The sequence below is a fragment of the Paracandidimonas soli genome (assembly GCF_004342005.1).
Classification (GTDB): Bacteria; Pseudomonadota; Gammaproteobacteria; order Burkholderiales; family Burkholderiaceae_B; genus Paracandidimonas; species Paracandidimonas soli.
Genome location: NZ_SMBX01000001.1, coordinates 665299 through 691557 on the forward strand (window position 1 = coordinate 665299; position 26259 = coordinate 691557).

27 protein-coding genes are annotated in these 26259 nt (G+C 64.6%); 8 read left to right on the top strand and 19 right to left on the bottom strand.

Features of this window, described 5'->3' with window-relative positions:
- Positions 1-4: 4 nt before the first annotated feature.
- Positions 5-1168: a CaiB/BaiF CoA transferase family protein gene (locus tag EV686_RS03055; RefSeq protein ID WP_132473344.1), complete on the bottom strand. Its 1164-nt coding sequence runs from the start codon at positions 1166-1168 to the stop codon at positions 5-7.
- Positions 1169-1190: 22 nt separating this feature from the next.
- Positions 1191-1961 (bottom strand): IclR family transcriptional regulator, encoded by a 771-nt coding sequence (locus EV686_RS03060; RefSeq protein ID WP_165972476.1) that lies wholly within the window; start codon positions 1959-1961, stop codon positions 1191-1193.
- Positions 1962-2190: 229 nt separating this feature from the next.
- Between EV686_RS03060 and EV686_RS03065 the strand changes: the two genes are divergently transcribed.
- Both EV686_RS03065 and EV686_RS03070 read left to right on the top strand, forming a co-directional pair.
- Positions 2191-3342: a M20 aminoacylase family protein gene (locus tag EV686_RS03065; RefSeq protein ID WP_243650716.1), complete on the top strand. Its 1152-nt coding sequence runs from the start codon at positions 2191-2193 to the stop codon at positions 3340-3342.
- 71 nt (positions 3343-3413) lie between these two features.
- Complete coding sequence (locus tag EV686_RS03070) at positions 3414-4388, top strand: Bug family tripartite tricarboxylate transporter substrate binding protein (RefSeq protein ID WP_243650717.1); 975 nt, start codon at positions 3414-3416, stop codon at positions 4386-4388.
- 99 nt (positions 4389-4487) lie between these two features.
- Here EV686_RS03070 and EV686_RS03075 read toward each other — a convergent pair whose 3' ends face one another.
- Positions 4488-4874: a helix-turn-helix domain-containing protein gene (locus EV686_RS03075; protein WP_132473346.1), complete on the bottom strand. Its 387-nt coding sequence runs from the start codon at positions 4872-4874 to the stop codon at positions 4488-4490.
- 143 nt (positions 4875-5017) lie between these two features.
- Between EV686_RS03075 and EV686_RS03080 the strand changes: the two genes are divergently transcribed.
- Positions 5018-5755, top strand: a complete 738-nt coding sequence (locus EV686_RS03080) for a winged helix-turn-helix domain-containing protein (RefSeq protein ID WP_165972477.1) — start codon at positions 5018-5020, stop codon at positions 5753-5755.
- A 135-nt stretch (positions 5756-5890) separates the two neighbouring features.
- Here EV686_RS03080 and proB read toward each other — a convergent pair whose 3' ends face one another.
- From proB to glyQ, 11 genes are all read right to left on the bottom strand, one after another.
- Complete coding sequence (gene proB, locus EV686_RS03085; protein ID WP_132473350.1) at positions 5891-7048, bottom strand: glutamate 5-kinase; 1158 nt, start codon at positions 7046-7048, stop codon at positions 5891-5893.
- A gap of 34 nt (positions 7049-7082) precedes the next feature.
- Positions 7083-8186, bottom strand: a complete 1104-nt coding sequence (gene obgE / locus EV686_RS03090; RefSeq protein WP_132473352.1) for a GTPase ObgE — start codon at positions 8184-8186, stop codon at positions 7083-7085.
- 263 nt (positions 8187-8449) lie between these two features.
- Entirely contained in the window at positions 8450-8713 is a 264-nt protein-coding gene (gene rpmA, locus EV686_RS03095) for a 50S ribosomal protein L27 (RefSeq protein ID WP_132473354.1), read from the bottom strand.
- Positions 8714-8755: 42 nt separating this feature from the next.
- Complete coding sequence (rplU, locus tag EV686_RS03100) at positions 8756-9067, bottom strand: 50S ribosomal protein L21 (RefSeq protein WP_132473356.1); 312 nt, start codon at positions 9065-9067, stop codon at positions 8756-8758.
- A 229-nt stretch (positions 9068-9296) separates the two neighbouring features.
- A complete protein-coding gene (gene def, locus EV686_RS03105; protein ID WP_132473358.1) occupies positions 9297-9815 on the bottom strand; it encodes a peptide deformylase in 519 nt (172 codons plus the stop codon).
- A gap of 11 nt (positions 9816-9826) precedes the next feature.
- Positions 9827-11056, bottom strand: coding sequence for a bifunctional glutamate N-acetyltransferase/amino-acid acetyltransferase ArgJ (gene argJ, locus EV686_RS03110; protein WP_132473360.1), 1230 nt, complete (start codon positions 11054-11056; stop codon positions 9827-9829).
- Between the two features lie 148 nt (positions 11057-11204).
- Complete coding sequence (locus EV686_RS03115) at positions 11205-12206, bottom strand: M48 family metallopeptidase (protein ID WP_132473682.1); 1002 nt, start codon at positions 12204-12206, stop codon at positions 11205-11207.
- A gap of 43 nt (positions 12207-12249) precedes the next feature.
- On the bottom strand, positions 12250-13002 hold the full coding sequence (locus EV686_RS03120; RefSeq protein WP_132473362.1) for a lysophospholipid acyltransferase family protein: 753 nt from the start codon (positions 13000-13002) through the stop codon (positions 12250-12252).
- A 9-nt stretch (positions 13003-13011) separates the two neighbouring features.
- Positions 13012-13551: a D-glycero-beta-D-manno-heptose 1,7-bisphosphate 7-phosphatase gene (gene gmhB / locus EV686_RS03125; RefSeq protein ID WP_132473364.1), complete on the bottom strand. Its 540-nt coding sequence runs from the start codon at positions 13549-13551 to the stop codon at positions 13012-13014.
- A complete protein-coding gene (gene glyS / locus EV686_RS03130) occupies positions 13548-15698 on the bottom strand; it encodes a glycine--tRNA ligase subunit beta (protein ID WP_132473366.1) in 2151 nt (716 codons plus the stop codon). Before glyS ends, gmhB begins: the two co-directional genes overlap by 4 nt.
- A complete protein-coding gene (gene glyQ / locus EV686_RS03135; protein ID WP_132473368.1) occupies positions 15695-16606 on the bottom strand; it encodes a glycine--tRNA ligase subunit alpha in 912 nt (303 codons plus the stop codon). The genes glyS and glyQ overlap by 4 nt, the downstream gene beginning before the upstream one ends.
- Positions 16607-16939: 333 nt before the next feature.
- Here glyQ and EV686_RS03140 point away from each other — a divergent pair, with 333 nt between their 5' ends.
- The gene (locus tag EV686_RS03140) at positions 16940-17689 is read left to right on the top strand and encodes a tetratricopeptide repeat protein (protein ID WP_132473370.1); all 750 of its coding nucleotides are present in this window, start codon (positions 16940-16942) and stop codon (positions 17687-17689) included.
- Between the two features lie 7 nt (positions 17690-17696).
- On the opposite strand, the gene EV686_RS03145 is transcribed toward EV686_RS03140, so the two are convergent.
- On the bottom strand, positions 17697-18590 hold the full coding sequence (locus EV686_RS03145) for a LysR family transcriptional regulator (protein WP_132473372.1): 894 nt from the start codon (positions 18588-18590) through the stop codon (positions 17697-17699).
- 159 nt (positions 18591-18749) lie between these two features.
- On the opposite strand from EV686_RS03145, the gene EV686_RS03150 reads away from it, so the two are divergent.
- Together EV686_RS03150 and EV686_RS03155 are read left to right on the top strand one after the other, a co-directional pair.
- Positions 18750-19874, top strand: coding sequence for a mandelate racemase/muconate lactonizing enzyme family protein (locus EV686_RS03150; protein ID WP_132473374.1), 1125 nt, complete (start codon positions 18750-18752; stop codon positions 19872-19874).
- Positions 19875-19993: 119 nt separating this feature from the next.
- A complete protein-coding gene (locus EV686_RS03155; protein WP_132473376.1) occupies positions 19994-20974 on the top strand; it encodes a Bug family tripartite tricarboxylate transporter substrate binding protein in 981 nt (326 codons plus the stop codon).
- A 65-nt stretch (positions 20975-21039) separates the two neighbouring features.
- Here EV686_RS03155 and EV686_RS03160 read toward each other — a convergent pair whose 3' ends face one another.
- Genes EV686_RS03160 through hda form a run of 4 tightly spaced genes read right to left on the bottom strand, consistent with a single transcriptional unit; the run spans position 21040 to position 24314 of the window.
- Positions 21040-21522 carry a 2-amino-4-hydroxy-6-hydroxymethyldihydropteridine diphosphokinase gene (locus EV686_RS03160; RefSeq protein WP_132473378.1) on the bottom strand — a complete coding sequence of 161 codons (483 nt, stop codon included), beginning with the start codon at positions 21520-21522 and terminating at the stop codon, positions 21040-21042.
- A 2-nt stretch (positions 21523-21524) separates the two neighbouring features.
- Positions 21525-22904: a polynucleotide adenylyltransferase PcnB gene (gene pcnB, locus EV686_RS03165; protein WP_132473380.1), complete on the bottom strand. Its 1380-nt coding sequence runs from the start codon at positions 22902-22904 to the stop codon at positions 21525-21527.
- Positions 22905-22914: 10 nt separating this feature from the next.
- Positions 22915-23616 carry an HAD family hydrolase gene (locus EV686_RS03170; protein WP_132473382.1) on the bottom strand — a complete coding sequence of 234 codons (702 nt, stop codon included), beginning with the start codon at positions 23614-23616 and terminating at the stop codon, positions 22915-22917.
- Complete coding sequence (gene hda / locus EV686_RS03175) at positions 23613-24314, bottom strand: DnaA regulatory inactivator Hda (protein ID WP_132473684.1); 702 nt, start codon at positions 24312-24314, stop codon at positions 23613-23615. The genes EV686_RS03170 and hda overlap by 4 nt, the downstream gene beginning before the upstream one ends.
- 151 nt (positions 24315-24465) lie before the next feature.
- Between hda and purM the strand changes: the two genes are divergently transcribed.
- Both purM and mog read left to right on the top strand, forming a co-directional pair.
- The gene (gene purM, locus EV686_RS03180) at positions 24466-25515 is read left to right on the top strand and encodes a phosphoribosylformylglycinamidine cyclo-ligase (protein ID WP_132473384.1); all 1050 of its coding nucleotides are present in this window, start codon (positions 24466-24468) and stop codon (positions 25513-25515) included.
- Positions 25516-25590: 75 nt separating this feature from the next.
- Entirely contained in the window at positions 25591-26241 is a 651-nt protein-coding gene (mog, locus tag EV686_RS03185; RefSeq protein WP_132473386.1) for a molybdopterin adenylyltransferase, read from the top strand.
- Positions 26242-26259 lie beyond the last annotated feature (18 nt).

Here is a 26259-nt window from a genome sequence, read left to right on the forward strand (position 1 = left end):
CGCCTTACTCCGTCACGCTGGCGCCGCGCAGTTCGGCGAGCACTTCTTCATTGTGTTCTCCCAGTGCCGGAGGACGGCGCAGGATGCCCGCCGTGCGCGCATCGAAACGTACTGGGGAGGCGAAGGTGCGGGTGAGGGATCCATTGGGCAGTTCCAGTTCCCGCACCCATTCCATGTGTTCGACCTGCGGATCGGCCAGGACGTCGGAGTAATTGTTGATGGGAGCGCAAGGGACGCCGGCCTCGCGGAAGCGCGTCAGCCAGGTGTCGACATCGGCATGCGCGAAGATGTCTTCCAGGATGATGCGTAGCGCGATCTGGTTTTCGGCGCGGTCCGTCGTGTTCAGGAAGCGCGCGTCCTCGCACAGGTCTTCCCTGCCTACGACGGCGCACACGGATTTCCACAGCGAATTGTTCCCCGCGGCCATGCCGAAGTATCCGTTCTGGCAGCGGAACACCTGGTAGGGAGCATTGCGGGGATGCGCCGAACCCAGCTTGACGGGGTCGATGCCCGTGCCGAAATACTGGGAGGTCTGCAGCGCGGCAATCCCCAGGGTGGCGCCCAGCATGGAGACATCGATATGCGTGCCCTCGCCCTGGGCCTGCGCCTGGCGCAGCGCCGCCGCAATGGAAAAGGCGGCGTACAGGCCGGCGGTGAAGTCGCAGACCGGCACTCCGCATTTGACCGGAGCGCCGTCCTGCTCGCCCGTTACGCTCATCAGGCCGCTCATGGCTTGCAGCGTAAGGTCGAAGCCGCCTTCCTGGCTGCGCGGGCCGGTCTGGCCATAGGCGGAGATGGAGCAATACACCAGACGGGGATTGCGTTCGCGCATGGCGGCATAGCCCAGGCCGAGGCGGTCCATGACGCCAGGCCGGTTGTTCTCGATCAGCACGTCCGCCTGCGAGATGAGTTCGGCCGCCGTCTGGCGATCTGCCGCGTCCTTCAGATTGAGCGCGACCGAACGCTTGTTGCGGTTCAGCGAGGCGAAGTTCTCGCTGTAGCCGTTGGTGATGGGAGACCAGCTGCGCAGCGTGTCGCCGGTGCCGGGCTGCTCGATCTTGATGACGTCGGCCCCCATATCGGCCAGCAGCATGCCGCAGAACGGTCCGGCCGCGACATTGCAGACCTCGATGACACGGATGCCTTTCAGCGTCGATTCCTGATTCATTTCATCTCCGTAGTATTTGCATTCAGGCGGCAAGGCCGAAGTAGGCGCCGCGATAACCCATGTGCGTGGAAAGCTTGCGGGCGGCTTCCTGCACAGCCCGCGCGCATTCCATCATTTTCTGCAGCGTCAGCCGTTCCAGCGGGCCCGAGACCCCCAGGGCCGCAATGGCTTTGTCCAGCCCATTGAAGACGGGGGCCGCAATCCCGCCTATGCCCTGGCGCCATTCGCCGCGATTGATGGCATAGCCGATGCGCGCGATGTCCGCCAGCTCCTTGCGCAGGACAGGCAGCGAGGCGTGCGTGTCCTGCGTGTGCTGCCGGACGGCATCCGCATAGTGCTCGAGATAGTCCGGCGCCTGGAATGCCAGCAGGGCCTTGCCGGTTGCCACGGCATAGGCCGGCGCGCGGCCGCCGATGGTGGAGTAGGCTCGCAGCGGCTGGGGGCTGTCGATTTTGTCGATGTACACCACGTCCAGACCGTCGAGCACGGACAGATGCACGGTTTCCCCGGTGCGGTGCGCGAGTTCTCGCATAAGGGGGGATGCAGGCTTGCGGATATCCAGGCCGGCAAGCTGGCGCGCGCCCAGTTCGAACATCTTGAGCGTGCACTGATAGACGCCGGTGTCCGGGTCGCGCCGCACGTAGCCCGCATGGGCGAGCGTCTGCAGCGTGCGGTGCGTGTTGCTGCGCGTCAGCCCGATTTCGGCTGCGATCTGTTCCAGTGTGAGAGGGCGGTCATCGAGGCGATTGACCGCTTCCAGCACCATCAGGCCCTTCAATAAGGTTTTGTCCACTGTGTTTCCGATTCATCGGTGATCCCGGCCTTGCAACAGCCGGAATCGGGTTGAGGGAAATCATATATAAGCCGATACATGAAATCAAATATTGGAATTCATTTCCTATATGTTAGGATATTTTGTCGAGCTTGGCGGCAGGCGCGCCTGGCTGCGCATACCGTGCATGCCGTCTGGAAACATGGGAAAATGGTTAATTGAAAATCATTCTTTGTTAGAGGGAAGACTCATGCTGTCGGTGGATATGGACGCGCTTGCCAGGGACATGACCGAGTGGCGGCGCAAGCTGCACAGTCATCCGGAACTGGCTTTCCAGGAGCACGAGACCGCCGCGTTCGTGGCGGAAAAACTGCGTGGGTGGGGGATAGAGACGCATACCGGCATCGGCGGCACGGGCGTGGTCGGGGTCATTCGCGGCAAGGCCGGCGAGGGCGGCGCCATCGGCCTGCGCGCCGATATGGATGCACTGCCCATGGCCGAGCAGACCGGGGCCGAGTACCAGTCGACACGGCAGAACGTGTTCCATGGATGCGGGCACGACGGACATACCACCGTGCTGCTGGGCACGGCCTACGCGCTGTCGCGCAACCCGGATTTCCGCGGCACGGTGCACCTGATTTTCCAGCCCGCCGAGGAAACGCTGCTGGGCGGCCTGGCCATGATGGACGACGGCCTGTTCGACCGTTTTCCCTGCGACGAGATTTTCGGCTTGCACAATCATCCGCCGCTTCCCTCTGGCAAAGTGGGCGTGCGTGTCGGGTCACAACTGTCCGCCTGCGACCTGTTCCGCATCACGGTCAGGGGCGTGGGCGGCCATGCGGCATCGCCGCATCGCGCGCGCGATCCCATCGTCATCGGCAGCGCGCTGGTGCAGGCAGTACAGACCATCGCCAGCCGCAGCATCGACCCGCTGCAGACCGCCGTGGTCAGCATCTGCCAGTTCAATGCGGGCACGGCGCCCAACATCATTGCCGATACGGCGATCCTGGAGGGCACGGTGCGCACGCTGGACCGCCAGGTGCAGGCCGATGTGCTGCGCCGCCTGAAGGAAATCTGCGTCGGCATCCAGGCCACCTACGATTGCGAGGTGGTGTTCGATCACCTGCAGACCTCGCCTCCCACGGTGAACGCGCCCGGACCCGTGCAGACGGTCATCGAGGCGGGCAGGGCCGTCGTCGGCAACGACAACCTTGATCCCGACATTGCGCCGCTGATGGCTTCCGAGGATTTCGCCTATATGCTGGAGCGCCGTCCGGGAGCCTATTTCTTCCTGGGCAACGGTGGCGCTATGTGCCACCACCCGAAGTTCGATTTCAATGACGCTTCAGCCCCGATCGGAGTCAGGATGTTCGTGGAAATCGTGCGCCGACGCCTGGGCTGAACGGCTCAATCAGGGGCGCGGGGCCTGGCTGAGGTTGCTCTGTCCAATAAGTCTCTCAAGGAGAGTTGCACATGTTGTCTGTATTGCGTGTTCTGGCGCTGGCCATCGCGGGCGTGATGGCGGCAGCTGCGTCCGCGGCGCAGCCCTATCCCGAGCGGCCGATCCACCTGGTGGTCAATGGAGCCGGCGGCAGCCTGCCGGATCTGTTCGCCAGGCCGCTGGCGGAGAAGCTGCGCGCCATTCTGGGCCAGCCTGTGGTGGTGGAGAACAAGCCCGGCGCGGGCGGCATCCTGGCAATGCGCGACGTACTGTCCAAGCCGGCGGACGGCTATACGCTCGCGTTGGTGACCAATGCACACGCCGTCTGGAATCCGTACCTGTTCGCGCAATTGCCGTACGACCCGCGCACGGACCTGCAGGCGGTTTCCCCTATTGCCACGATTTCCATGGCTATGGTGGTGAACAAGGATTTTCCGGCCAATACCTTGCCTGAGCTGGTGCAGTGGGCCAAGGCGCATCCAGGCGTCTTGAATTACGCCTCTTCCAGCGTCGGCTCGCCTCCGCATGTGCTGTTCGAACTCTTCAGGCAGCAGAGCGATATCGATGTCGTGCACATTCCATTCCGCTCCGGCCCCGACGCCATGAATGCGACGCTGTCCGGGGAAACGCATGCCTATCTGGTGGGAACGGCGCTGGTCGAGCCTTTGCTCAAGGACAACAGGGCGAAGGTGCTGGCGGTCAGCCCGCGCATCCCCGAACTGCAAAGCCTGTCTTCCGTGCCGACCTTCGCGGACGCGGGCTACGATGGGTTCGAGAACGGGGTCTGGCTCGGCATCGTGGCCCGCAAGGGCACGCCTGACGCCGTGGTGGGCAAACTCAATGCCGCCATTGGCGAGGCCCTGGCGCAGAAGGATACGCTGCAGCGCTTCGCAGCCAGCGGCAGCGTGGCGTATCACGCCTCGCCCGAGGCGTTCGCCGAACGCATCGAAAAGGATCATGCATTCTGGCAACCTGTGCTGGAGCGCTCCGGCATACGGCTGGAGTAACTCGTTCCGGCATGGTCCGCGCAATATGGCAGGCTGTGCTGGGGAAGCCCGGCATTCTTCGCAATGTCGTGAGTGACGGGCAGCCCTGGCGGCGTGGCGTCAGGGCGTGTCCTGGCGGTTCTGCAATGTGCGGATCAGGGTGGATATCGTGTGCTCCACGACCTGCCGGTCGTGCGCGGACAAGGACTTCCAGGTCTGCGGACTTATCTGATGGAACGGCCACGAGGCGCCGGCGAAGTTCGCGCCGGCATAGTCCTGCGCCGGTTCCGCCAGGGAAGGCTCCATCGGCAGCACGCCTTCCGCCAGCCATAGCGGATTCAGTTGCAGCGCCTTTGCCAGCTTGAAAATGTTCTTGGCGGTTTTGCGGGTGCCATTTTCATAGTTGGCGATCGCACTTTGCGAAATGCCGGAGGCCTTCGCCAGTTCGGTTTGCGTCAGGCCGCGCATTTCTCGCGCGTAGCGTAGGCGATTTGCAAAATTCTTCACAAAGTGATTGAACGACGTAATTCAATCACAATGGTAATTATTTATAATTCAAACGTAATAAAATGGGATGAAATATGGCACAACGGCACGCGTCCGGCGGCAGTTGCAAGGGGGGGCGTGTCAGACACAAAAAGGAGTCCTCCATGAAGCCGGATATGTCAGTCGTACTGCTGTCCGCCTCCCCGCAACGAAAACAATCGCTTTCGGGGATGCTGGCCGAATACGGCTGGACTGCTTTCGCGTGCGGTGAGCCGGCAGAGGCCTACCGCCATGTTCTTCAACTGTTCGAGAGGCGCGATGCTGCGCCGCCCCTGTTTGTGCTGACCGATGTGGACCCCCGTAGCCGTACCGTAGTGTCTTCCCTGCGCACCTTGTTCCCGGCAACCGGCATCATGCTGGTTCACGGCACGGGGGGTGAACCGGGATTGGCCTCTTGCTTCCAGCTGGGTGTCGATGTCTGGGCGCCCGAAACGGCATCGGCCGAATTGCTGGTGTCCATGCTGCTGGGTCTGGCGCGCAGGCAGGCGGTATGGCAAAGAAGAGAGGCGCCTAGCCCCGGATCGTCCACCGTCGCTTCCGCAAACTGGACGCTGGGTGATCAGGGATGGGTGCTGGTCAGTCCGGAGGGCGTCGGCATGCCCTTGACGACGGGAGAGCGGGCGTTCCTGAGCGTGCTCATGTCCGCCCCTGAAAAAAAGGCTTCGCGCGAGACGCTGATCGCCGCGATCCATGGCGAGTTCGAAGAAAGCCCGAGCGAAAAAGACCGGGGGCGTCTTGGCGTCATGATCAGCCGCCTGCGCAGAAAAGCGGAAAAATACGGGCTGGTCCTGCCCCTGAAGTCGCTGCGCAACTGGGGCTACATGTTCTCCGGCAAGGCCTAGGGACTGCTGTCTGCGAATCCGAGCGGCATGCAGGCCGCGAAGTGGTGCTCCGGCCCTTGGGCCAGAGTTCCTCGCATCAAAAGGAATCTCACATGGGCCGGTTGCCGGCCCTTGGGCTTCGCGCGGCTTGCGGTTTCACGTGGGCGGGCTCTGCTCGGGCCGAGGGGTGACGATCATGTTGTCGCGATGCATCAGTTCCTGGTCGGACATGCTCCCCAGGATTTCCGCGATCTTGTGGCTGGGCTGGCGCAGGATGCGCCGGGTATCGCCGGACGAATAATTGATCAGGCCGCGCCCGCACTCGGCCCCGCTGCGGTCCACGCAGGCGACGACATCGCCTCGCTCGAACTCCCCTTCCACCGCGATGGCGCCGATGGGAAGCAGGCTGCGGCGACCCTGAGTCAACGCCTTGACGGCGCCGTCGTCCAGCGTGATGCGGCCGCGCAGGCGCAGATGGTTGGCAAGCCAGCGCTTGCGGGCGGAATGGGTGTGCATGCTGGCTCGCAGTTCGCTGCCGATGGGTTCGCCCTGCGCCAGGCGCTGCAATACCTTGGGCTCCCTGCCCGAGGCGATGATGGTGTGCCCGCCGCTGTTGGCCGCACGCTTGGCCGCCAGCACCTTGGTCAGCATGCCGCCGGTTCCGATGGCGCTGCCGGAGCCGCCCGCCATGGCTTCCAGTGCGGGGTCGCCGGCCTGGGCCACGGAGATGAAGGTGGCGTCCGGATGCTTGCGCGGATCCGCGCTGTACAGGCCGGGCTGGTCCGTCAGGATGATCAGTGCATTGGCTTCGATCAGGTTGGTGACCAGGGCGCCCAGCGTATCGTTGTCGCCCAGCCGGATTTCGTCGGTGACGACGGTATCGTTTTCGTTGACTATGGGAACCACGCCCAGCGACAGCAGTGTGTACAGCGTACTGCGGGCGTTCAGGTAGCGCCTGCGGTCGGACAGGTCTTCGTGCGTCAGCAGGATCTGCGCCGTACGGATGCCGTGGCGTCCGAACGCGGCCTCGTAGGCCTGGATCAGGCCCATCTGTCCGACGGCTGCCGCCGCCTGCAATTCCGTCACTGTGTTGGGGCGGCGGGGCCATCCCAGGCGGGCCATGCCTTCGGCGATGGCGCCGCTGGAGACCAGCACGACTTCCCGCTGCTGGGCGCGCAGCTCGGCGATCTGGCCCGCCCAGTGGTCCACGGCGGCAAGGTCCACGCCCTTGCCTTCATTGGTCACCAGCGACGAGCCAACCTTGACGACAATGCGCCGGGCTTCGGAAACGACGGATACGTGATCGGCAGACATGATGCGAAGCGGAAAAGAATGGGACGGAAATGAGTCAGGGGTTGTTGCGGGCCGGGTCGAAGCGCGGATCGTCGTAGTCGTGGGTGCCGTCCTGGATGTCCTGCTCGGTATGCGCCTTGCGCTGCTCGGCGTCCAGCCAGTCTTGCAGGGCGTAGGTGAGCTCGCTGGTGCCTTCCCCCGTGAGGGCGGAAATGCCGAATACGGGGCCGGTCCATTCCAGCGCCTGGCAGATGCGCTGCCTGACGTCGTCGGGGTCTTCGACGGCGTCGAGCTTGTTCAGCACCAGCCAGCGGGGCTTGTTGTAAAGGGTTTCGTCGTAGCGGCGCAGTTCCTCGACGATGGCGCGCGCCTGGGAGACGGCCTGCTCGACGGCATCGATGTCGGGATCGGGAGAGGACACGTCCAGGATGTGCAGCAATACCCGGGTGCGCGACAGGTGGCGCAGGAACAGGTGGCCCAGGCCTGCGCCTTCGGATGCGCCTTCGATCAGGCCGGGAATGTCGGCAATGACGAAGCTGCGCGAAGCCGAGGTGCGTACGACGCCCAGGTTCGGGTGCAGCGTGGTGAAGGGGTAGTCCGCGATCTTGGGACGGGCATTGGAAACCTTGCTGATCAGCGTAGACTTGCCTGCATTGGGCAGGCCCAGCAGGCCGACGTCGGCCAGCACCTTGAGCTCGAGCCGCAGCTTGCGCTGTTCGCCTTCCTTGCCGGGGGTGAATTGGCGGGGCGCACGGTTGGTGCTGGACTTGAAGTGCAGGTTGCCCAGGCCGCCTTCGCCGCCGGCCGCCAGCGTGACCTTCTGGCCGTGGTGGTCCAGGTCGAACAGCAGCTCGCCGGTCTCGGCGTCGAAAATCGATGTACCGACAGGCATGCGCAGCACGATGTCGGGCGCGCCTGCGCCGTAGCGGTCGGAGCCGTGGCCTTTTTCGCCGTTCTTGGCGCGGTGCAGGCGGGCGTAGCGGTAGTCGATCAGCGTGTTGACGTTGCGGTCGGCGACGGCATGGATGGAGCCGCCGCGACCGCCGTCGCCGCCGTCCGGGCCGCCGAAGGGGATGAATTTTTCGCGACGGAAACTGGCGGCGCCATTGCCGCCCTTGCCGGCGATGACTTCGATGGTGGCTTCGTCAACGAATTTCATGGTGTATCTTTTGTGCCCAGCAGGCTGGAGAGAAGAGTGGAAAAGGATCTGTCGTGGGCAGGAGGCGCCTGCCGCCGGATCCGGCTGTGGCCGCTATCGGCATTCTAAAGCAAACCTGTATCCGGGTGGCGCAATGGCTGCCCGGGAAACGACAAACCCCTGGCGCTGGCCAGGGGTTTGCGATGCGACCGCTTGCTTGGCACTGCCCTTGTCTTCCGCCGCCTTCAGCAAGGCGGCAGGCACGGCAATGCCCGAAGGGGCGCTTACTCTGCGACGGGAACGACGGAAACCGTGCGTTTGTTCATCGGGCCCTTGGTGGCGAACTGAACCGTGCCCTCTACCAGAGAGAACAGGGTGTGGTCCTTGCCGATGCCGACGTTAACGCCAGGGTGGAATTGCGTGCCGCGCTGGCGAACGATGATGGAACCGGCGGAGATCAGCTGGCCGCCGTAGCGCTTGACGCCCAGGCGCTTGGCCTGTGAGTCGCGACCGTTTCGCGTAGAGCCGCCGCCTTTTTTCTGTGCCATGATTGAATCCTGTACAAAAACCGTTGATGGAAGGCTCGGAACTTAGACCGTGACCGCGTCGATGCGGATTTCGGTGTAGTTCTGGCGATGGCCCTGACGCTTCTGATAGTGCTTGCGACGGCGCATCTTGAAGATCTTGACCTTGTCGTGACGGCCTTGTGCAAGAACGGTGGCTGTGACCACGGCGCCTTCAACGAGGGGAGCGCCGATTTGCAGCTGCTCGCCTTCGCCGACCGACAATACCTGGTCCAGCTTGATTTCCTGCCCAATTTCTGCCGGTATCTGTTCTATTTTCAGTTTTAGACCAGGGGCAACGCGATACTGCTTGCCGCCGGTTTTTATGACCGCATTCATGGGGGTAACCTCGAAATGGAAAAATCTCTTGGCAAAACGCCAAGCCTTGCATTCTAGCTTGACTTTTTAGGTGAAGTCAAGTTTTATCTTGACAAATATGCTAGAGCTACATAGTGCATTCAATGCCGCGTTTGACAAATTGGCGTTGCTATATGAAATGTCTCAACCGTTTTTGCATTGTTGTGGATAGGCTTCCGGAGAGTGGCGAGCCTCGATATTTGGGGTAGCCTCAGTCCAGCTCCGGGAACAGCTCGCTGGTGAACCCGAACTTCGTGAAGTCCCGGATGCGGGACGGATACAGCAGGCCGTGCAGGTGGTCGATTTCGTGCTGCACGACGCGGGCATGGAAGCCTTCCGCCTGGCGCGTGATGCGGTTGCCATCGATGTCCATGCCTTCGTACTGGATGCTGCGGTAGCGCGGCACCAGTCCGCGCAGCCCCGGGATGGACAGGCAGCCTTCCCATCCATCCTCCATTTCGTTGGACAGCGGCGTGATGACCGGATTGCAGAGTATCGTGCGCGGCACGGCCGGCGCGTCCGGATAGCGGGCGTTGGCATCGAAGCCGAAAACGACGAGCTGCAGGTCGATGCCGACCTGCGGCGCTGCCAGCCCGACGCCTTGTTCCGCTTCCATGGTCTCGAACAGGTCGGCGACCATGGAGGCGAGTTCGTCCGAACCGAACTGTGTGACAGGCTGCGCCGTCCGGAACAGCCTGGGATCTCCCATTTTCAGAACGTCGAGCTGCATGGCAGATATCCTCAGGAACGGTAATCCGCGTTGATGGAAACATACTCGTGCGAGAAGTCGCACGTATAGACGGTCTCGCTCGCTTCGCCCCGGCCCAGGGCCACGCGCACGTCGATTTCGGGTTCTTTCATGACCCGCTGGCCATCTTCTTCCTGGTAGTCGGGATGGCGTTCGCCGCGGCTGGCGACCAGGGTGTCCCCCAGCCACAGGCTGACCTTGCCGACGTCCAGGTCGTCGATGCCAGCATAACCGATTGCGCAGAGAATGCGGCCCAGGTTGGGGTCGGAGGCGTAGAAAGCGGTCTTGACCAGCGGCGATTGCGCAATGGCGTAGGCGACCTTCAGGGCTTCTTCCGGGCTGGCGGCCTGCTCGACGCGGATCGTCATGAACTTGGTGGCGCCTTCGGCGTCGCGCACGATCTTCTGCGCCAGTTCCAGGGCGGCTTCGGTCAGCGCCTGTTGCAGTGTAGCGAAGCGCGGGTCGTTGCGGCTGGCGACGACGGGCGCGCCGGACTGGCCGGTGGCCATGATGATGAAGGAGTCGTTGGTGGATGTGTCGCCGTCGACCGTGATGCGGTTGAAGGATCGGTCCGCGATCTCGCGGGTCAGCCCAGCCAGCAGGGCGCCGTCGATGGCGGCGTCGGTGGCCAGGAAGCCGAGCATGGTCGCCATGTTGGGCCGGATCATGCCCGCGCCCTTGCTGATACCGGTGATCGTGACCGTGACGCCGTCCAGCGCGATGCGGCGCGAATGGATCTTGGGCTGGGTGTCGGTGGTCATGATGCTGTGGGCCGCGGCGAACCACTGTCCGGCATCGAGGCCGGCGATGGCGGCCGGCAGCGCGGCCACGAGGCGATCGACAGGCAGCGGCTCCAGGATGACGCCGGTGGAGAAAGGCAGGATCTGCTCCGGGGACAGGCCGAGCAGCCCGGCCAGCTCGTCGCAAGTGCGGCGCGTGGCCTGCAGCCCGGGTTCACCCGTGCCGGCATTGGCGTTGCCCGTGTTGATGACCAGGGCGCGGATGCCCTTGCCTGCGGCCAGGTGCTGTTCGCAGACCTGGACGGGGGCGGCGCGGAAGCGGTTGCGTGTGAACACCCCGGCGACCTGGGCGCCTTCGACCAGGCGGAATACGGTCAGGTCTCGTCGCCCGGCTTTGCGGATCCCGGCCTCGGCGATACCGATTTCGACGCCGTTGACGGCAAAGATGTCACTTTCGGACGGGATGTGCAGATTGACGGCCATATTGCGTGATTCCTGGCAATGAAAGAGGCTGGGCGCGGAGCCGGCCATGAAGGGCCGCAAGAGTCGCTCCGCGACGAAGATGGGGGCCTGGCGGAACGACGCCTGGCCCGAACGGAAATTCTACCAGTCTGCGGGCGAAGCGGTGACCTCAAAGCAGGGGCAGGGTATCCGGCGTATGCGTCTTCAGGACATTGCGAGCCGTCTCGAAGCCGGGCATAAGTCTGCCGACTTCCTGCCAGAAGCGCGGGCTGTGGTTCAGCTCGCGCAGATGGGCGACTTCATGGGCGATGACGTAGTCGATGGCGTCGTGCGGGAAATGGATCAGGCGCCAGTTCAGCATGATGTTGCCGTCGCTGTTGCAGGAGCCCCAGCGCGTGGCGGCGGAGGACAGCCGCCAGCGATTGATGCGCAACTGGCCTTTCTGCAGGAAGTGCTCCAGGCGCTGGCCGAACCAGGCTTGCGCCTGCTGCTGCAGCCAGGCCTGCACGGCATCGCGCACCCTGGTGTGGTCCGCCTGCTGAGGCAGGGCCAGCCGCAGGCAGTCGCCGTCTCTGGGCATGAATGGTTCGCCCGAAAACGCGGCGCGTTCCGGCTGCTCGCCCAGGACGAGGCGGATGCGGACTCCGAAATAAGGAATGGTTCCGCCATGCTGCCAGGCCGTTTCCGCCGTCGCCAACTGTTCTTTGCGTTCCTGCCGTTCGGCCAGCTTGCGCAGGATCCAGGCCGATTTCGCGATGACGGCTTCGTCGACCTGTGACAGTGTGACCCAGTGGGGGGAGGTCACGGTCAGGCCGTCTTCGCCGATGGCCAGGCCTATGCTCTTGCGCCGCGAGCGGCGCAGCAGGAAGCCGATGCGCGTGTCATCGACGCTGATGACGCGCCAGCGGGTATTGGGCGGCAGGGACGGCGGCTCGACGGCGTAAGCCTCATGGCTGAGGGAGGCCGGCGGCGCCGCTTTACCAGGACTCGGCGACGAGTGGGCGCCGCCTTCGTCGCTGAGGCGTTGAGGGACCGTAGGTTCCATCCCCGAGGGAGATGGGCCGCTGGAGGTCTGCGCCGGAGGCTGGGGCGCAGGCGGCCGGCTCGGAGGCGGCAGCAGGCTACCCTGAGCTGCGGGTTCGGACGGCTCGAAGATCAGCGACAACTGCATGGGGCCGGCAGGGCTGCCGCAGTCCAGTTCGCCGTAGTCGAACTCAAGCTGCCGGACCTTTTTCTTTTTCGCCATGGCCATACTGCTCTGGTGCGATGCGGCGCATTTCTCCTTCGATCCAGTCCTGCACGCGTTGATTGATGGTTTCGGCGTCCAGCCCCTTCGTGTCGATGGGAGGGCCGAACGAAATCGTGACCGTGCCAGGCTTCTTCAGAAAGGCGTTGCGCGGCCACAGCGTTCCCGCATTGTGGGCGATGGGGATGACGGGCGCGCCGGTGTACGCAGCCAGCCTGGCGCCGCCCATGCGGTAGCGCCCCGTCTTGCCGGGCGCCATGCGCGTGCCTTCGGGGAACAGGATGGGCCAGCGCCCTTCCTGCAGGCGCTGTGCGCCGATGCGCTCGACCTGTTCGAAGGATTCCCGGCCCTTGGCGCGATCGATGGGAATCATGCGCAGCGACGCCAGCCCCCAGCCGAAGAAGGGAACGCGGTGCAGTTCCTTCTTGTAGACGAAGCAGACCTGGCGCGGCATGCGCGCCGGGAAATACAGGGTTTCGAGGGCGGACTGGTGCTTGGACAGCAGGATGACGGGGCCGTCAGGCAGGTTTTCCTCGCCCAGGACCTTCCAGCGTATGCCGAGAATGACGCGGGAGCCCCACAGCGCCAGCTTCGGCCAGCCGACGGTCAGGCGGTAGCGCACGGGCTGCGGAAACGGCGCCCACAGCAGGCAGCAGATAGCGTATGGAATGACGGTGATGACCAGAAAGGCCATGTAGATTGCCGAGCGGATATGGGCCATGGGACTGTTCTACTCCTTGCCCAGCAACGCGTCGACGACGGCGGACAGATCGTCGCGGACCTGAGTGCCGGGAGGAAGCTGGTTGCTGTCGAGAGTGCGCATGCCGTTGCCGGTGCGCACCAGCCAGGGCGAGCAGCCGGCGAAATGGGCGGCCTGCAGGTCGCGCAGCGAATCGCCGACGGCGGGAACGCCCGCCAGGCTGGTTTCGTAGCGGCGGGCGATGTCGTGGAACAGGCCTGGGCGCGGCTTACGGCACAGACAATCGTCTTCAGGACCGTGCGGGCAGATGAAGACGGAGTCGATCAGGCCGCCGACTTCGGCCAGCTCGCGGCGCATCTTGGCCTGGATGGCGTGCAGCGCCTCCACGGTGAACAGGCGCCGCGCCACGCCCGACTGGTTGCTGGCAATGACCACCTTCCAGCCTGCCTCGGACAAGCGGGCGATGGCTTCCAGGCTGCCGGGCAGGGCGATCCATTCATCCGGGCTCTTGATGAAGTCCGGACTGTCCTGATTGATGACGCCGTCGCGATCCAGAATGATGAGCTTCACTGCGCCAGCCTTGCGATGTCCGCTACCTGGTTCATCAACTGATGCAGCCGGCCCAGCAGCGCCAGGCGGTTGGCGCGGATGGCGGGATCGTCGTCCATGACCATGACGTCGTTGAAGAACGTGTCCACGGCGCCGCTGGTTTGTGCCAGCGTGGCCAGGCTGGCGGTGAAATCTCCCGCCTCGAACTGCGCCTGCGCCTGGGGTGCGACGGCTTCGATGGCCGCCTGCAGCGCCTGTTCGGCGGGTGCGACCAGCAGTGCGGCATCGACGCCGGTCTGCGAGCCTTCCGCTTTCTTCAGCAGATTGCCGATGCGCTTGTTGGCAGCCGACAGGCTGGCGGCCTGGGGCAGGCCGGCGAATTCGGCGCAGGCCTGGATGCGGCTCTGGACCTGATGCAGCGGCGGATTGACAGCCAGCACTGCGTCGACGACCGAGCGCTCATGCTGCGCGGCCAACTGGTTGCGGTAGCGCTCCAGGATGAAATCGCGCACTTGCGCGGCCGTGTCGGCGGACAGCGTGCCTGCGGGGAACAGGCACACGGCATAGGCCAGCAGTGCATCCAGGTCCAGCGCATTGGCGCTGATCTTCAGGAATCCGCCGGCATGCAACTGTTCGTAGGCGCTGATCAGGCCAAGCGCGGCGCGGCGCAGGCCGTAGGGGTCGCGTTCGCCGGTCGGCGCCAGGCCGATGCCCCAGATGCCCGCCAGGGTTTCCAGCCGCTCGGCCATGAACAGCACGGCGCTGGTCAGCGAGGCGTTGGTGACGGGGGCGTCCACGCGCGTCTGGTACTGGTTGCGGATGGCGAGCACGACATCGTCGGGCTCGCCGTCGGCCGCAGCGTAGTAGGCGCCGATCACGCCCTGCAGCTCGGGGAACTCGCCCACCATGTTCGAATTGAGATCGGCCTTGGCCAGCAGCGCGGCGCGGTCGGCATGCGCCGTGTTCGCGCCCAGCAGCCCGGCAATGTGCACGGCCAGGTCGCGCACGCGTTCCACGCGCTCGCGCTGGGAGCCCAGCTTGTTGTGATAGACGCGGTTGGCCAGGGTGTCGACGCGACCGGCCAGCGGCTCCTTGCGGTCGGTCTCGTAGAAGAACTGCGCATCGGCCAGACGCGGGCGCACCACGCGCTCGTTGCCTTCGATGATGTTGGACGGATCGTCGATGCGCATGTTGCTGACGATGAGGAAGCGGTGCGTGAGCTTGCCGCCTTCCGGCTCGAACAGCGGGAAATACTTCTGGTTCAGCCGCATGGTCAGGATCAGGCATTCCGGTGGCACGGCCAGGAACTGCGGATCGAATTGGCCGACGTAGACAGCGGGCAGTTCGACCAGGGAGGTGACCTCGTCCAGCAGCGCATCGACTTCGTCGCCTTCGCCGAGGCTGGCGTCCAGCGCATCCGCCTGCGCGTTCAACTGGTCCAGGATGGCCTGCCTGCGCTTCTGATACGAGGCGATGACCTTGCCGTCTTCCCGCAGTTGGCTTTCATAGGACAGGGCGTCGCGGATGACGATGTCGGCAGCGCCCAGGAAACGGTGGCCTTGCGTGACGTTGCCGGATTGCAGGCCGAGCGCCTGGGCGGGCAGCACGTCGCCGCCCCAGAGCACCACCAGGCCGTGGGCGGGGCGTACGAAGCGCACGCTGGTCTTGCCGTCGGCCAACTGGTAGCGCATGACTTTGGGAATGGGCAGGCTGTCGATGGCCTGGTCGATGGCCGCCTGCAGCGTTTCGGCCAGAATGGCGCCGGGCGCCACGCCCGTGGCGAACAGGACATCCTGCTTGCCGTCGGATTCGCGGATGAGTTCGGCGGCCGTCAGGTGGCCGAGATTCTTTGCCTGCAGCTTCTTTGCCAGCGCGGGCGTGATTTCGCCGGACTCGGTCAGGCCGATCTTGGCCGGCATGAGCTTTTCGGTGAAGGGGCGCTCGGGGGCTTGCGACAGCACCTTGTCCAGGCGCACGGCCAGGCGGCGCGGCGTGGCGAAGCTGGTCGTGGCGCTGTCGTCGGCCAGCAGCGCGTTCTCGCGCAGCGATTTTTCGATGGAGGCGGCAAAGGCGGCACCCAGCGCGGCAAGCGCCTTGGGCGGCAGCTCTTCCGTCAGGAGCTCGATGAGCAGAGGACGCTGTTCTGCGATAGCGATGGAGGCGCTCATTGCTGGCCCTCCGACTGTGTGGCGCGGTCAAGCATTGGAAAGCCCAGCTTTTCTCGGGATTCAAGATAGGTCTGCGCGACGGCGCGCGACAGGTTGCGGATGCGGCCGATGTAGGTGGCGCGCTCGGTCACGCTGATGGCGCCGCGGGCGTCAAGCATGTTGAATGTGTGCGCGGCTTTCAGCGCGACTTCGTAGGCGGGCAGCGCCAGAGGCACTTCCACCAGGCGCCTGGCCTCGGCTTCATAGTCGTTGAAGTGCTGGAACAGCATGGCGGTGTCGGCGTATTCGAAGTTGTAGGTGGATTGCTCGACCTCGTTCTGGTGGAACACGTCGCGGTAGTAGACGCGCTGGCCGTTGTAGCCTTCTGTCCAGACCAGGTCGTAGACGCTTTGCACGTCCTGCAGGTACATGGCAAGGCGTTCCAGGCCGTAGGTGATTTCGCCGGTGACGGGATAGCAGTCGATGCCGCCCACCTGCTGGAAGTAGGTGAACTGCGTGACTTCCATGCCGTTGAGCCAGACTTCCCAGCCCAGGCCCCATGCGCCCAGCGTGGGGTTTTCCCAGTCGTCCTCGACGAAGCGGATGTCGTGCGCCTTGGGGTCAATGCCCAGGGCTTCCAGCGAACCGATGTACAGGTCCAGGATATTGGCGGGGGACGGCTTGAGCACGACCTGGAACTGGTAGTAGTGCTGCATGCGGTTGGGATTCTCGCCGTAGCGGCCGTCCTTGGGGCGGCGCGAGGGCTGTACATAGGCGGCGCGCCAGGGCTCGGGTCCGATGGACCGGAGGAAAGTCGCAGTGTGCGAAGTGCCTGCGCCGACTTCCATGTCGTAGGGCTGCAGCAGCGCGCAGCCATGTTGATCCCAGTAGTGCTGGAGCTTCAGGATGATTTGCTGGAAAGTAAGCATGAATGAGTGCCGGTAAGAGCCTGTACAGCGAAACCAGGCATTTTAACTGGTTCTTGATATGTGGGAGAAAACGGCCGGATGCCGGTTTCGCAATGGATGCGCATACGACTAAAGGCTAACTGTGCTCCCGGTGATGACTGGGTATGATGAGTCCAGGTTGCATCGGTTCCCTCGCGCGGCGGCCCACGAAGCTCATGCGTCTGGGGGCCGGTACAGCCAACATGGTCGAGCGCAGGTCGCTGCCGCGGGCGGCCACCCCGATGCCCATCCCTGTTTAGCATGATCTAAAATCCGTGCCGATTCGTAACCCCATACCAATCGACGGAGCTATTCATGCCAATCGCGATAGGCCTGCATCTGGCCGTTGCCATTTTCTTTGCGGTGCATGCGGTGCGTACGGGCCAGCAGACCTACTGGCTGTTCATATTGCTGTCCTTCCCCCTGTTGGGCAGCCTGATCTATTTCCTGACGATCTACCTGCCCTCGTCCCGCCTGCAGCGCGGGGCGACCAAGCTTGCGAAAGCGGCGGCCAAGAGTCTCGATCCCTCGCGCGAATTGCGCGAAGCGCGGGCCGCCTATGAGTACGCGCCCACGGCGCAGAATCAGATACGCCTGGCGCAGGCGCTGCTGGATGCCGGCGAGGCTCGGCAGTCGCTGGCATATTTCGAGCAGTGCCTGCAGGGCATTTTTTCCGAAGACCTTGAAATCCGCTGGAGCGCCGCCCAGGCCGCATTTGATGCCGGGCAGCTGGATGCCGCATTGCGGCATCTGGAAACGATCCGCGCGCAGGATGCGCGTTTCCGCAGCGACGCCGTCAGTCTGCTGATGGCGCGCACGCATGCTGCGCTGGGCAACGCCGCCCAGGCGAGAGCCGCGTTCGAGGCAGCCGTGGCGCAAAGCGGCAATTTCGACAGCAAGGCCGAGTATGCCATCTGGGCTACCGGGCAGGGCGACTGGCGGACGGCCGACGCCCTGCATCAGGATCTCGATGCCTCCATGCGGCGCTGGACCCGTCAGCAGCGGGACTTCCATCGCGACCTGATCCGGCGGCTGAAAGCGGCATTTGCGCAGGAGCGGAGGTAGGGCGCGGCTACGAATGTCCGTTGCGGGCAGCCTCCTGCGTTTCAGCCAGCAGCCGCGCAAAGGTCTGGGCCAGGGGGGCCCGGACGCCGCCGCGTCCCCATAGTATGGCCACGTGACGCCTGGGAACGGGCGGCGGCAATGGCCAGAGGCTGACGCCGCCCGGCCCCAGGCGCAGGGTGTTGGTGCTGGGCAGCAGCGATACGCCCAGCCCCTCCGAAACCAGCTTTCCTATGGCGTCGATGCCGTCCAGCTCCAGCCGGATCCGGGGGCGGATCTGGAGTCCCCGCAGGTAATCATCGGCCAGCCTTCCTCCCAGCACGCTGCGGTCATAGCAGATATAAGGCTGGGTTTTCAGCGTGTCGAGAGGGTCTGTCCCGTCGAGGCCGGCCGGGGTCACGAGCATCAAGGGTTCCTGCCGGATGATTCTCTGCTCCATGTGCTTGGGGATGTCGAACTGCGGATGCACGAGTATTGCGGCATCGAGCGCTCCATCCTGCACGCGCGTATAAAGCCCTTTGGACGAGCCCGGCTCGATATAGATCTCGATATCGGGATAGAGGGAGAACCAGCGCTTGAGGGCGCCTCCGACCATGCTGGTCAGAGCCGTGGGCGTGGCGCCCAGGTGCAGGGGGCCGGCCGGCAGCTCGTTGTCGGAGGCCATGGATCGCAGGTCGCGAGCGCCATCCAGGAGCTTTTGCGCCTGGCCCAATATGCGGCGTCCGGCGACGGTGGGCTGCACGGTACGTCCCGTTCGCTTGACCAACTGGCTGCCGACCGATGCGTCCAGGGCGCGCAGCCGCTGCTGCACCGAGGCGGGCGTCAGGTCCTCGAATCTTGCCGCCTCGGCGATGGAGCCCAGCTTGACGACATTGACGAAGGTTTGGAGAAAACGAAGGTCCACGGTACGACTCCTCCCGCTCGGGAATATGTATTTTCCATATTCTAATGAAGTCGGACATTGCTTGTTGCATCTTTTTTCGGCGCGGATAATGACTTCCAGCCGCCTGCTTCCATCTCTCGAGGCCGGGCGTTCCGCATCTTTTTATGGAGTCGTTCTACCGTGCCGATCATTCAATCCGTTCAAGTCTGCGCCGCCGCCATTCCCCTGGATAATGTGACCTCCTTTTCGAACCGTACTGTCAGCACGCGCCATTACGGTCTGGTCAAAGTCCGTTCGACCGATGGGGTCGAGGGTATCGGCTTTTGCTATATCGGCAGCGATGGAGGCCAGATATTCACCGCGGCCGTCGAACACCTGCTTGCCAAGGTGTTGATCGGCAAGGATTCCTATGCCGTCGAAGGGCTGTGGCGCGACATGTATCAGGAGGCGCTTCTGCAGGGGCGCCAGGGAACGGTCATGCGTGCCGTCAGCGCCCTGGATATTGCGCTGTGGGACCTGAACGCGAAGACGCAGGGCCTGCCGCTGCACAAGTATCTAGGGGCGGTCGAGCTGGAGAGCGTGCCGGCCTACGCCAGCGGCGGTTATTACCTGGACGGCAAGACGCCCGAAAAGCTGGGGGAGGAAATGGCCAGCTACGTCGCCCTGGGGTTCCGCGCCGTGAAGATGAAAACCGGCCGGCACTCTCCCAAGGAAGAAGAGGCGCGCCTGAAGGCCGCCCGCGAAGCGGTGGGGCCCGACATCGAGCTGATGATGGATTGCAACAACGCCTGGCAGGATGTCACGCAGGCCATGCAATACATTCGCCGTTTCGAGCAGTATGAGCCATATTTCATCGAGGAGCCTTTCGGTCCCGATGATGTCGACAGCCACGCCAAGCTGGCCCGCCTGACGCACTTGCCTATCGCCACGGCCGAGATCGGCTATGGCCGCTGGTATCACAAGGAGCTGCTCGACAAACAGGCTGCTGGCATTCTGCAGACCGATGCGGCAGTGTGCGGGGGCATTACCGAGTGGAAGCGGATCGCGGCGACGGCCGCCAGCTATGGCGTGGTGATGTGCCCGCACTGGTTCCACGACCTGCATGCGCCCCTGGTCGCCGCCACGCCGAATGCGCGCTATGTGGAGTTTTTCTGGGACGACCAGGTGCTGAACTTCCGCCGCCTGGTGGACAGGCAGCTGTCGCACAAGGACGGCCGCGTCATCCTGCATCAGACGCCGGGTCTGGGATTCGGCTTCGATGAAGCTGCCGTGGCCAAGTATGGTCGCTGGACCAGTATCGGCTGACCTGCATGGCAGCGCCGCAGTCGCGCATGAAATCCTGAAATGCTGGAAAAGGCCGGCCCTACGGGGCCGAGCCGATGCTGTTGGTCTTTGATCATTATTCTTATATTTGGGAGACAACCATGAATCGCCGTCATTTCATCCTGTCCAGCGGCATGCTGGCAGCTGCTTCGCTTTCCCCTTCGGTGTTTGCCCAGGGCGCCAAGCCTTCCGGCCCCGTCACCATGGTCGTGGGCTTTCCGGCGGGAGGCGGTACGGACGTGCTGGCCCGCCTTCTCGGCCAGCAGTTCAGCGAGGCGTGGGGCGTTCCCGTCGTCGTGGAAAACAGGCCGGGCGCTGCCGGCGTGATTGCCGCGCGCCATGTCGCCAAGATGAACAACGACGGCAATTCGCTGCTGGTGGCGCACGTCAACAGCCACGGCATTGGCCCTGCGCTGCGCCCGGACCTGGGATATTCGGTCGAAAAGGACTTCACACCCCTGGGACTGATCGGCAAGACGCCGACGGTGCTGGTCGGCGGGCCGGGCCAGTCGGCCAAGACCTTGAAGGACCTGGTGGCGCTTTGCAAGGCGCAGCCTGGAAAGATCGTGTTCGGATCCGCCGGCACGGGCTCCGCCCAGCACCTGGCCTTGGAAATTTTCAAGGCCGAGGCCGGGATCGATGCCTTGCATGTGCCCTACAGCGGCTCGGCGCCGCTGATGACCGATGTGATGGGCGGCCATATCCAGTATGCGTTCGAAGGCCTGACCACGGCCAAGCCGCTCATAGAGAGCGGCAAGCTGATCGCCCTGGGGCAGACATTGCAGAATCGTTCCAAGAGCCTGCCGGACGTGCCGACCATCGCGGAGCAGGGATACCCGGGGTTCGAAGCCAGCATCTGGTTTGCCCTGGTAGGGCCGGGCGGCATGTCGCCAGCCATGGTCGAGCGTATCAATGCCGACTTCAACAAGGCCATGCAGGCGCCCGAACTGGTTGCGCGTCTCGCGCAGGCGGGCGCGGAGGATGGCGGGGGCTCGGCCGAGCGCCTGGCCGAGTTCATGCGCAGCGAACAGGCCAAGTTCGCCAAAGTGGTCAAGGATGCGGGTATTTCCGTGAAGGACTGATGCGTCGGGCGCTGCCTCCGGTTTTCAGGCCGAGGCTGGCGTCGAAACTTCGTTTTGGCGCGTGGTCAGTCGTCGTCCGCAAGTCGCTCGATCCCCTGGTCGCCGCATTTGGCGAGCAGCGTCTCCAGCGTGCCCTGCGGCAACCGCAGTTCCGGCGCCAGTTCACGCAGCGGAGCCAGTACGAAAGCGCGCTCGTGCATGCGTGGATGCGGCACCGTCAGTTCCGGCGTGTCGATGTTCCGGCCATCGAACCAAAGCAGGTCCAGGTCCAGCGTGCGCGGCGCATTGCGGTACGGGCGTTCGCGGCCATGGGCCAGCTCGATGGCCTGCAGGCGGCGCAGCAGCGGCATGGCGTCCAGCGTCGTATGCAGCGAGGCCGCGGCATTCAGGTAGTCCGGGCCGCTGGAGTCGATGGGCGCCGTGCGATAGAACCCCGAGACTCGCAGGCCGGTGATGCCCGGCGTGGCGGCCAGGTCGGCCAGGGCCTGGCGCAGCGTTGCCTGCGCGTCGCCCAGGTTGGCGCCCAGCCCGATGTATGCCAATGCCACGTTCAGTCGGCTCCGGCGCCGCCGGTATCGGTTTGCGCGCCGGCGGCCGCAGCCTTGCGCGGGCCGCGGCGGCGCGTGCGCCTGCGGCGGGCGCCGGAAGAGGGCTTGCCCCGGTTCTCCGCTTCGCGCTCCTCGATCAGGCGGGCGCGTTCGGTGTCTCCCGCGTTGGCCAGATCCATCCACCATTGCGCGAATACGCTGTCGACCTCGTGCGCCTCGGCGCGCAGTTGCAGGAAATCGACCGCGGCGCGAAAGCGCGGCTGCTCCAGCATGCGCCAGATGCTGCGCGTGTTTGCACGCTCGAAGCGCGGCTGCATGAACCAGATGTCGTGCATGTCGGCCACGTAGCGCTTCTGGATGCCCAGCTTGCCGGATTGCCGCTCCAGCGCTTCGTCGGCGGCGCGCACCAGGGCGGGAGCGGGGGGCTCGCCCTTGGCAACGATGGCGTTCCACTGGCGATAGACGGGCTTCCACAGCAATGCCGCCAGCAGGAAGCTGGGGCTGATGGTCTTGCCGGTAAGGATGCGCTTGTCCGTGCGGTCCAGCGCCAGGGTGACGAAGGCCTCGTCTTCGGGCGTGCTGAAGATGGTCTGCACCCACGGCATCAGCGTCTTGTCGAGGCCGTAGGCGTGCAGCTCGCGCAGGCAGGTCATGCCGTGGCCGCAGGTCAGCAGCTTGAGCATTTCATCGAACAGCCTGGAGTCCGGCACGTTCTGCAGCAGGCCCGCCAGGCGCTGGATAGGTTCGCGCGTGGCCGGCACGATCTCGGCGTCGAGCTTGCAGGAGAAGCGCAGCGCGCGCAGCATGCGCACCGGGTCTTCGCGGTAGCGGGTTTCGGGATCGCCGATCATGCGCACCCGGCGCTTTTGCAGGTCGCGCACGCCGTTGTGGTAGTCGATGACGATTTCCTCGATGGGGTCGTAGTACAGCGCATTCAGCGTGAAGTCGCGTCGGGCGGCATCCTGTTCGTGCGTGCCGAACAGGTTGTCGCGCAGGATGCGGCCGTGCTCGTCAGTGTCCTGCTCTTCCGACGCCGGGGCGCGGAAGGTGGAGGTTTCGATGATTTCGGGGCCGAACACGACGTGCACCAGCTGGAAGCGCTTGCCGATGATGCGGGCGCGCCGGAACAGCGGGCGGATCTGGTTGGGCGTGGCGTTGGTGGCCACGTCGAAATCCTTGGGGGCCAGGCCGACGATCAGGTCGCGCACGGCGCCGCCCACGATATAGGCGGCGTAGCCGTGCTGGTGCAGGACTTCGCAGACCTTGATGGCGTGCCGCGATACCTTGCGCTTGTCGATGCCGTGCTTGTCGCGCGCCAGCCGCTGGGGGCCGCGCGCAGGAGGGAACAGGCGGTTGACCAGGGTTTTGATGGTGCCTTTCATTGGGGGCTTCTTATGACTTTGGGTCCTGCAGTTCATCGAACAGCCGCAGGATGGTCCAACTGCGCTCGCGGGCGATCTGGTCCAGGGTGGGGCTGGGGTTGGTTGCAACGGGATGGCTGACGCGTTCCAGCAACGGCAGGTCGTTGGTGGAGTCGCTGTAGAACCACGATTGCGCGAAGGCGGCCATGTCCAGGCCCATCGGCGCCAGCCATTGCTCGACGCGGGTGACCTTGCCCGCCTTGAAGCTGGGAATGCCTGCAATGCGGCCGGTGTAGCGGTCGTTGCGCAGTTCAGGGTCGGTGGCGATCAGGTGGCCGATGCCGAATTCCTTCGCGATGGGAGCAGTGACGAAACTGTTCGTGGCCGTGACGATGGCGCACAGGTCGCCCGCCTGCAGATGCTGGTCCACCAGCGCGCGGGCTTGCGGAAGCACAGAGGGCAGGATGATGTCGCGCATGAACTCGTCGTGCCAGCGCGCCAGTTCGTTCCTGTCCTTGCCGGCCAGCAGGCCCAGCATGAATTCGGCGGCCTGTTCGGCCGTAAGGTTGCCGGCGTTGTAGCGGTCCATCAGGTCGTCGTTGCGGCGCCGCGCTTCGTCGGGATCTCCCGCGCGGCCCGTGCGTGCCAGGAAGTCCGCCCACTGGTAGTCGCTGTCGAGCGGCAGCAGGGTGTGGTCCAGGTCGAACAGCGCAAGATTGCGTTTCTGTGTCATGAGTGTTGTTCGTTTGTCCGTTGTTTCGCCAGCAGGTCTTTCAGGAGTGGAAGCGTGATGGCGCGGTGGGTTGCCAGTGAGTACCGGTCGAGCGAGTCGACCAGGGCGCTCAGGCCGCGCATGTCGCGGCTGTGGTGCGTCAGCAGCCACTGGATGATGTCGGGCGACAGCGACAGGCCGCGCTCGCCGGCGCGGGTCCGCAGCGCCTGGGCGCGGTCCTCGTCGGACAGGGGTTCCAGCCGGAAGACCAGGTCCCAGCCCAGGCGGGTGCGCAGGTCTTCGCGCAATGGCGTGGCCATGGGGGCGTGGTCGCCGCTCGTGGCCAGGAAGAATGCCTGCGCGGTCGCCGAGACTTCGCGCCAGCGATTGTACAGCGCAAACAGGGCTGCCTGCGCGTTATCGTCCAGCTTGTCCACGTCGTCGATGGCGACCCGGGTAACGTCCAATGTATCCGCCGTGGCAAGCGCCATGATCTCTGCTGCCGGCGATGACGGATCGAAATAGCGCGCGCCCGGCGTCGCCGCCAGCGCCTGCAGCAGGTGGCTGCGCCCGACGCCGGGCGGGCCCCACAGGTGCGCGGCCCGGCCGCCGGGACTGTCGGTCAGCCATTGCAGGGCCTCGCCGTTGGGGCCGACGATGAAGTTCTCCAGGCTGGGGGCCGGGGCGGTCAGTACGTCAAGAATCAGTTGTTGCGTCATGCGCTTGGCGGAAAAGCCCGAAGTCGGGCGGTTCATCGTAAAATCGACTTTTTGCATGGCGCCGGCATCCCTTGTTGTTACATATGGAGCGGCTCGAGGGCGTCTGCTTGTCGATCAACGCGCAATTCTTGCACATCCCACGGCTTTTCTCATGACAAATACGAATTCTGCTTCCCTTACCTACCGCGATGCCGGGGTCGATATCGATGCGGGAGAAGCATTGGTCGAACGGATCAAGCCCATGGCGGCGCGCACCATGCGCGCCGGCGTCATGGCCGGCATCGGCGGCTTCGGCGCGCTGTTCCAGGTGCCTTCCCATCTGAAGGAGCCCGTGCTGGTATCCGGCACCGACGGGGTGGGCACCAAGCTGCGCCTGGCGTTCGAATGGCAGCGCCACGACACCGTGGGCATCGATCTGGTCGCCATGAGCGTCAACGATATCCTGGTGCAGGGCGCCGAGCCGCTGTTCTTCCTGGATTATTTCGCCTGCGGCAAGCTGTCCGTCGATACGGCCGCCAGCGTGGTGGGCGGCATCGCCAAGGGTTGCGAGCTGGCCGGCTGCGCGCTGATCGGCGGCGAAACCGCCGAAATGCCGGGCATGTATCCGGACGGTGAATACGACCTGGCCGGATTCGCCGTGGGCGCGGTCGAAAAGTCGAAGATCATCGACGGCAAGTCCATCCAGCCGGGCGATGTGGTGCTGGGCCTGGCCTCCAGCGGGGCTCATTCCAATGGGTTTTCGCTGTTGCGCCGTATCCTGTCTCATGCCAACGCCACGCCCGACCAGGATTTCGGCGGCCGTCCGCTGGGCGACGTGGTCATGGAGCCCACGCGCATCTATGTCAAGGCCGTCCTGGCCGCGCTGGCCAAGCATGGCGACGCCATCCGCGGCCTGGCGCACATCACGGGCGGAGGCCTGCTCGACAACGTTCCGCGCATCCTGCAGCCCGGCCTGTCGGCCCGCCTGCACCGCGACGCCTGGACCATGCCCAGGCTGTTTTCCTGGCTGCAGCAGCAGGGCGGCGTGGCCGATGCCGAAATGCACCGCGTATTCAACTGCGGCATCGGCATGGTCATCGTGGTTCCCGCCGATCAGGCCGATGCGGTTGCCGCAACGCTGGCCGGCGAAGACCAGGAAGTCTTCCGCCTGGGTGAAATTACCGAGCAGGCTGAAGGCCAGGCGCAGACGGTGGTGGTGTAAGGCCGCCGCATCCGAATATTCCCCGGGCGGCGGGCTGCTTTCCCGGGACAAGCCATACAGGAGAATCGATTCGCCATGGCAGGCCAGAAGCGACTTTCACGCAGCCATCCCGATGAACTGCTGGTGGGGCTGGTTTCCATTTCCGACCGGGCGTCCAGCGGCGTCTACCGCGACGAAGGGTTGCCGGCGCTGGAGCAGTGGCTCAACGATGCGCTGGCCAGCCCGGTGCGGATCGAGCAGCGCCTGATCCCCGACGAGGCCGAGCGCATTTCCGCCACCTTGATCGAACTGGTGGACGAACTGGGCTGCGACCTGGTGCTGACGACCGGCGGCACCGGGCCTTCGCGCAGGGACGTCACCCCCGAGGCGACGCTGACGGTGGCCACGCGCGAAATGCCGGGGTTCGGCGAGCAGATGCGCCAGATCAGCCTGAAATTCGTGCCGACGGCCATCCTGTCGCGCCAGGTGGGCGTCATCCGTGAAACCGCCGATCATGCCGCGCTGATCCTGAACCTGCCGGGCCAGCCCAAGGCGATTCGCGAAACGCTGGAGGGGCTGAAGGGCGACGACGGCCAGGTGCTGGCTTCCGGCATATTCGCCGCCGTGCCTTATTGCATCGACCTGATCGGCGGGCCGTACGTGGAAACACATGCTCACATTGTGAAGGCCTTCCGCCCGAAATCCGCATTACGATCGACCGGACAGGCGCCGCAATCCGGCGGTTGAGCCCTGTTCCGAATGAAG

Coding starts and splice junctions, on each gene's coding strand:
- rpmA (WP_132473354.1), bottom strand. CDS start 8,713: ATGGCACAGAAAAAAGGCGGCGGCTCTACGCGAAACGGTCGCGACTCA.
- mog (WP_132473386.1), top strand. CDS start 25,591: ATGGCAGGCCAGAAGCGACTTTCACGCAGCCATCCCGATGAACTGCTG.
- glyS (WP_132473366.1), bottom strand. CDS start 15,698: ATGAGCGCCTCCATCGCTATCGCAGAACAGCGTCCTCTGCTCATCGAG.
- EV686_RS03155 (WP_132473376.1), top strand. CDS start 19,994: ATGAATCGCCGTCATTTCATCCTGTCCAGCGGCATGCTGGCAGCTGCT.
- EV686_RS03170 (WP_132473382.1), bottom strand. CDS start 23,616: ATGACACAGAAACGCAATCTTGCGCTGTTCGACCTGGACCACACCCTG.
- EV686_RS03055 (WP_132473344.1), bottom strand. CDS start 1,168: ATGAATCAGGAATCGACGCTGAAAGGCATCCGTGTCATCGAGGTCTGC.
- argJ (WP_132473360.1), bottom strand. CDS start 11,056: ATGGCCGTCAATCTGCACATCCCGTCCGAAAGTGACATCTTTGCCGTC.
- EV686_RS03080 (WP_165972477.1), top strand. CDS start 5,018: ATGAAGCCGGATATGTCAGTCGTACTGCTGTCCGCCTCCCCGCAACGA.
- EV686_RS03070 (WP_243650717.1), top strand. CDS start 3,414: ATGTTGTCTGTATTGCGTGTTCTGGCGCTGGCCATCGCGGGCGTGATG.
- proB (WP_132473350.1), bottom strand. CDS start 7,048: ATGTCTGCCGATCACGTATCCGTCGTTTCCGAAGCCCGGCGCATTGTC.
- obgE (WP_132473352.1), bottom strand. CDS start 8,186: ATGAAATTCGTTGACGAAGCCACCATCGAAGTCATCGCCGGCAAGGGC.
- glyQ (WP_132473368.1), bottom strand. CDS start 16,606: ATGCTTACTTTCCAGCAAATCATCCTGAAGCTCCAGCACTACTGGGAT.
- EV686_RS03065 (WP_243650716.1), top strand. CDS start 2,191: ATGCTGTCGGTGGATATGGACGCGCTTGCCAGGGACATGACCGAGTGG.
- EV686_RS03120 (WP_132473362.1), bottom strand. CDS start 13,002: ATGGCCCATATCCGCTCGGCAATCTACATGGCCTTTCTGGTCATCACC.
- hda (WP_132473684.1), bottom strand. CDS start 24,314: ATGACGCAACAACTGATTCTTGACGTACTGACCGCCCCGGCCCCCAGC.
- pcnB (WP_132473380.1), bottom strand. CDS start 22,904: ATGAAAGGCACCATCAAAACCCTGGTCAACCGCCTGTTCCCTCCTGCG.
- purM (WP_132473384.1), top strand. CDS start 24,466: ATGACAAATACGAATTCTGCTTCCCTTACCTACCGCGATGCCGGGGTC.
- rplU (WP_132473356.1), bottom strand. CDS start 9,067: ATGAATGCGGTCATAAAAACCGGCGGCAAGCAGTATCGCGTTGCCCCT.
- def (WP_132473358.1), bottom strand. CDS start 9,815: ATGCAGCTCGACGTTCTGAAAATGGGAGATCCCAGGCTGTTCCGGACG.
- EV686_RS03140 (WP_132473370.1), top strand. CDS start 16,940: ATGCCAATCGCGATAGGCCTGCATCTGGCCGTTGCCATTTTCTTTGCG.
- EV686_RS03115 (WP_132473682.1), bottom strand. CDS start 12,206: ATGCAGTTGTCGCTGATCTTCGAGCCGTCCGAACCCGCAGCTCAGGGT.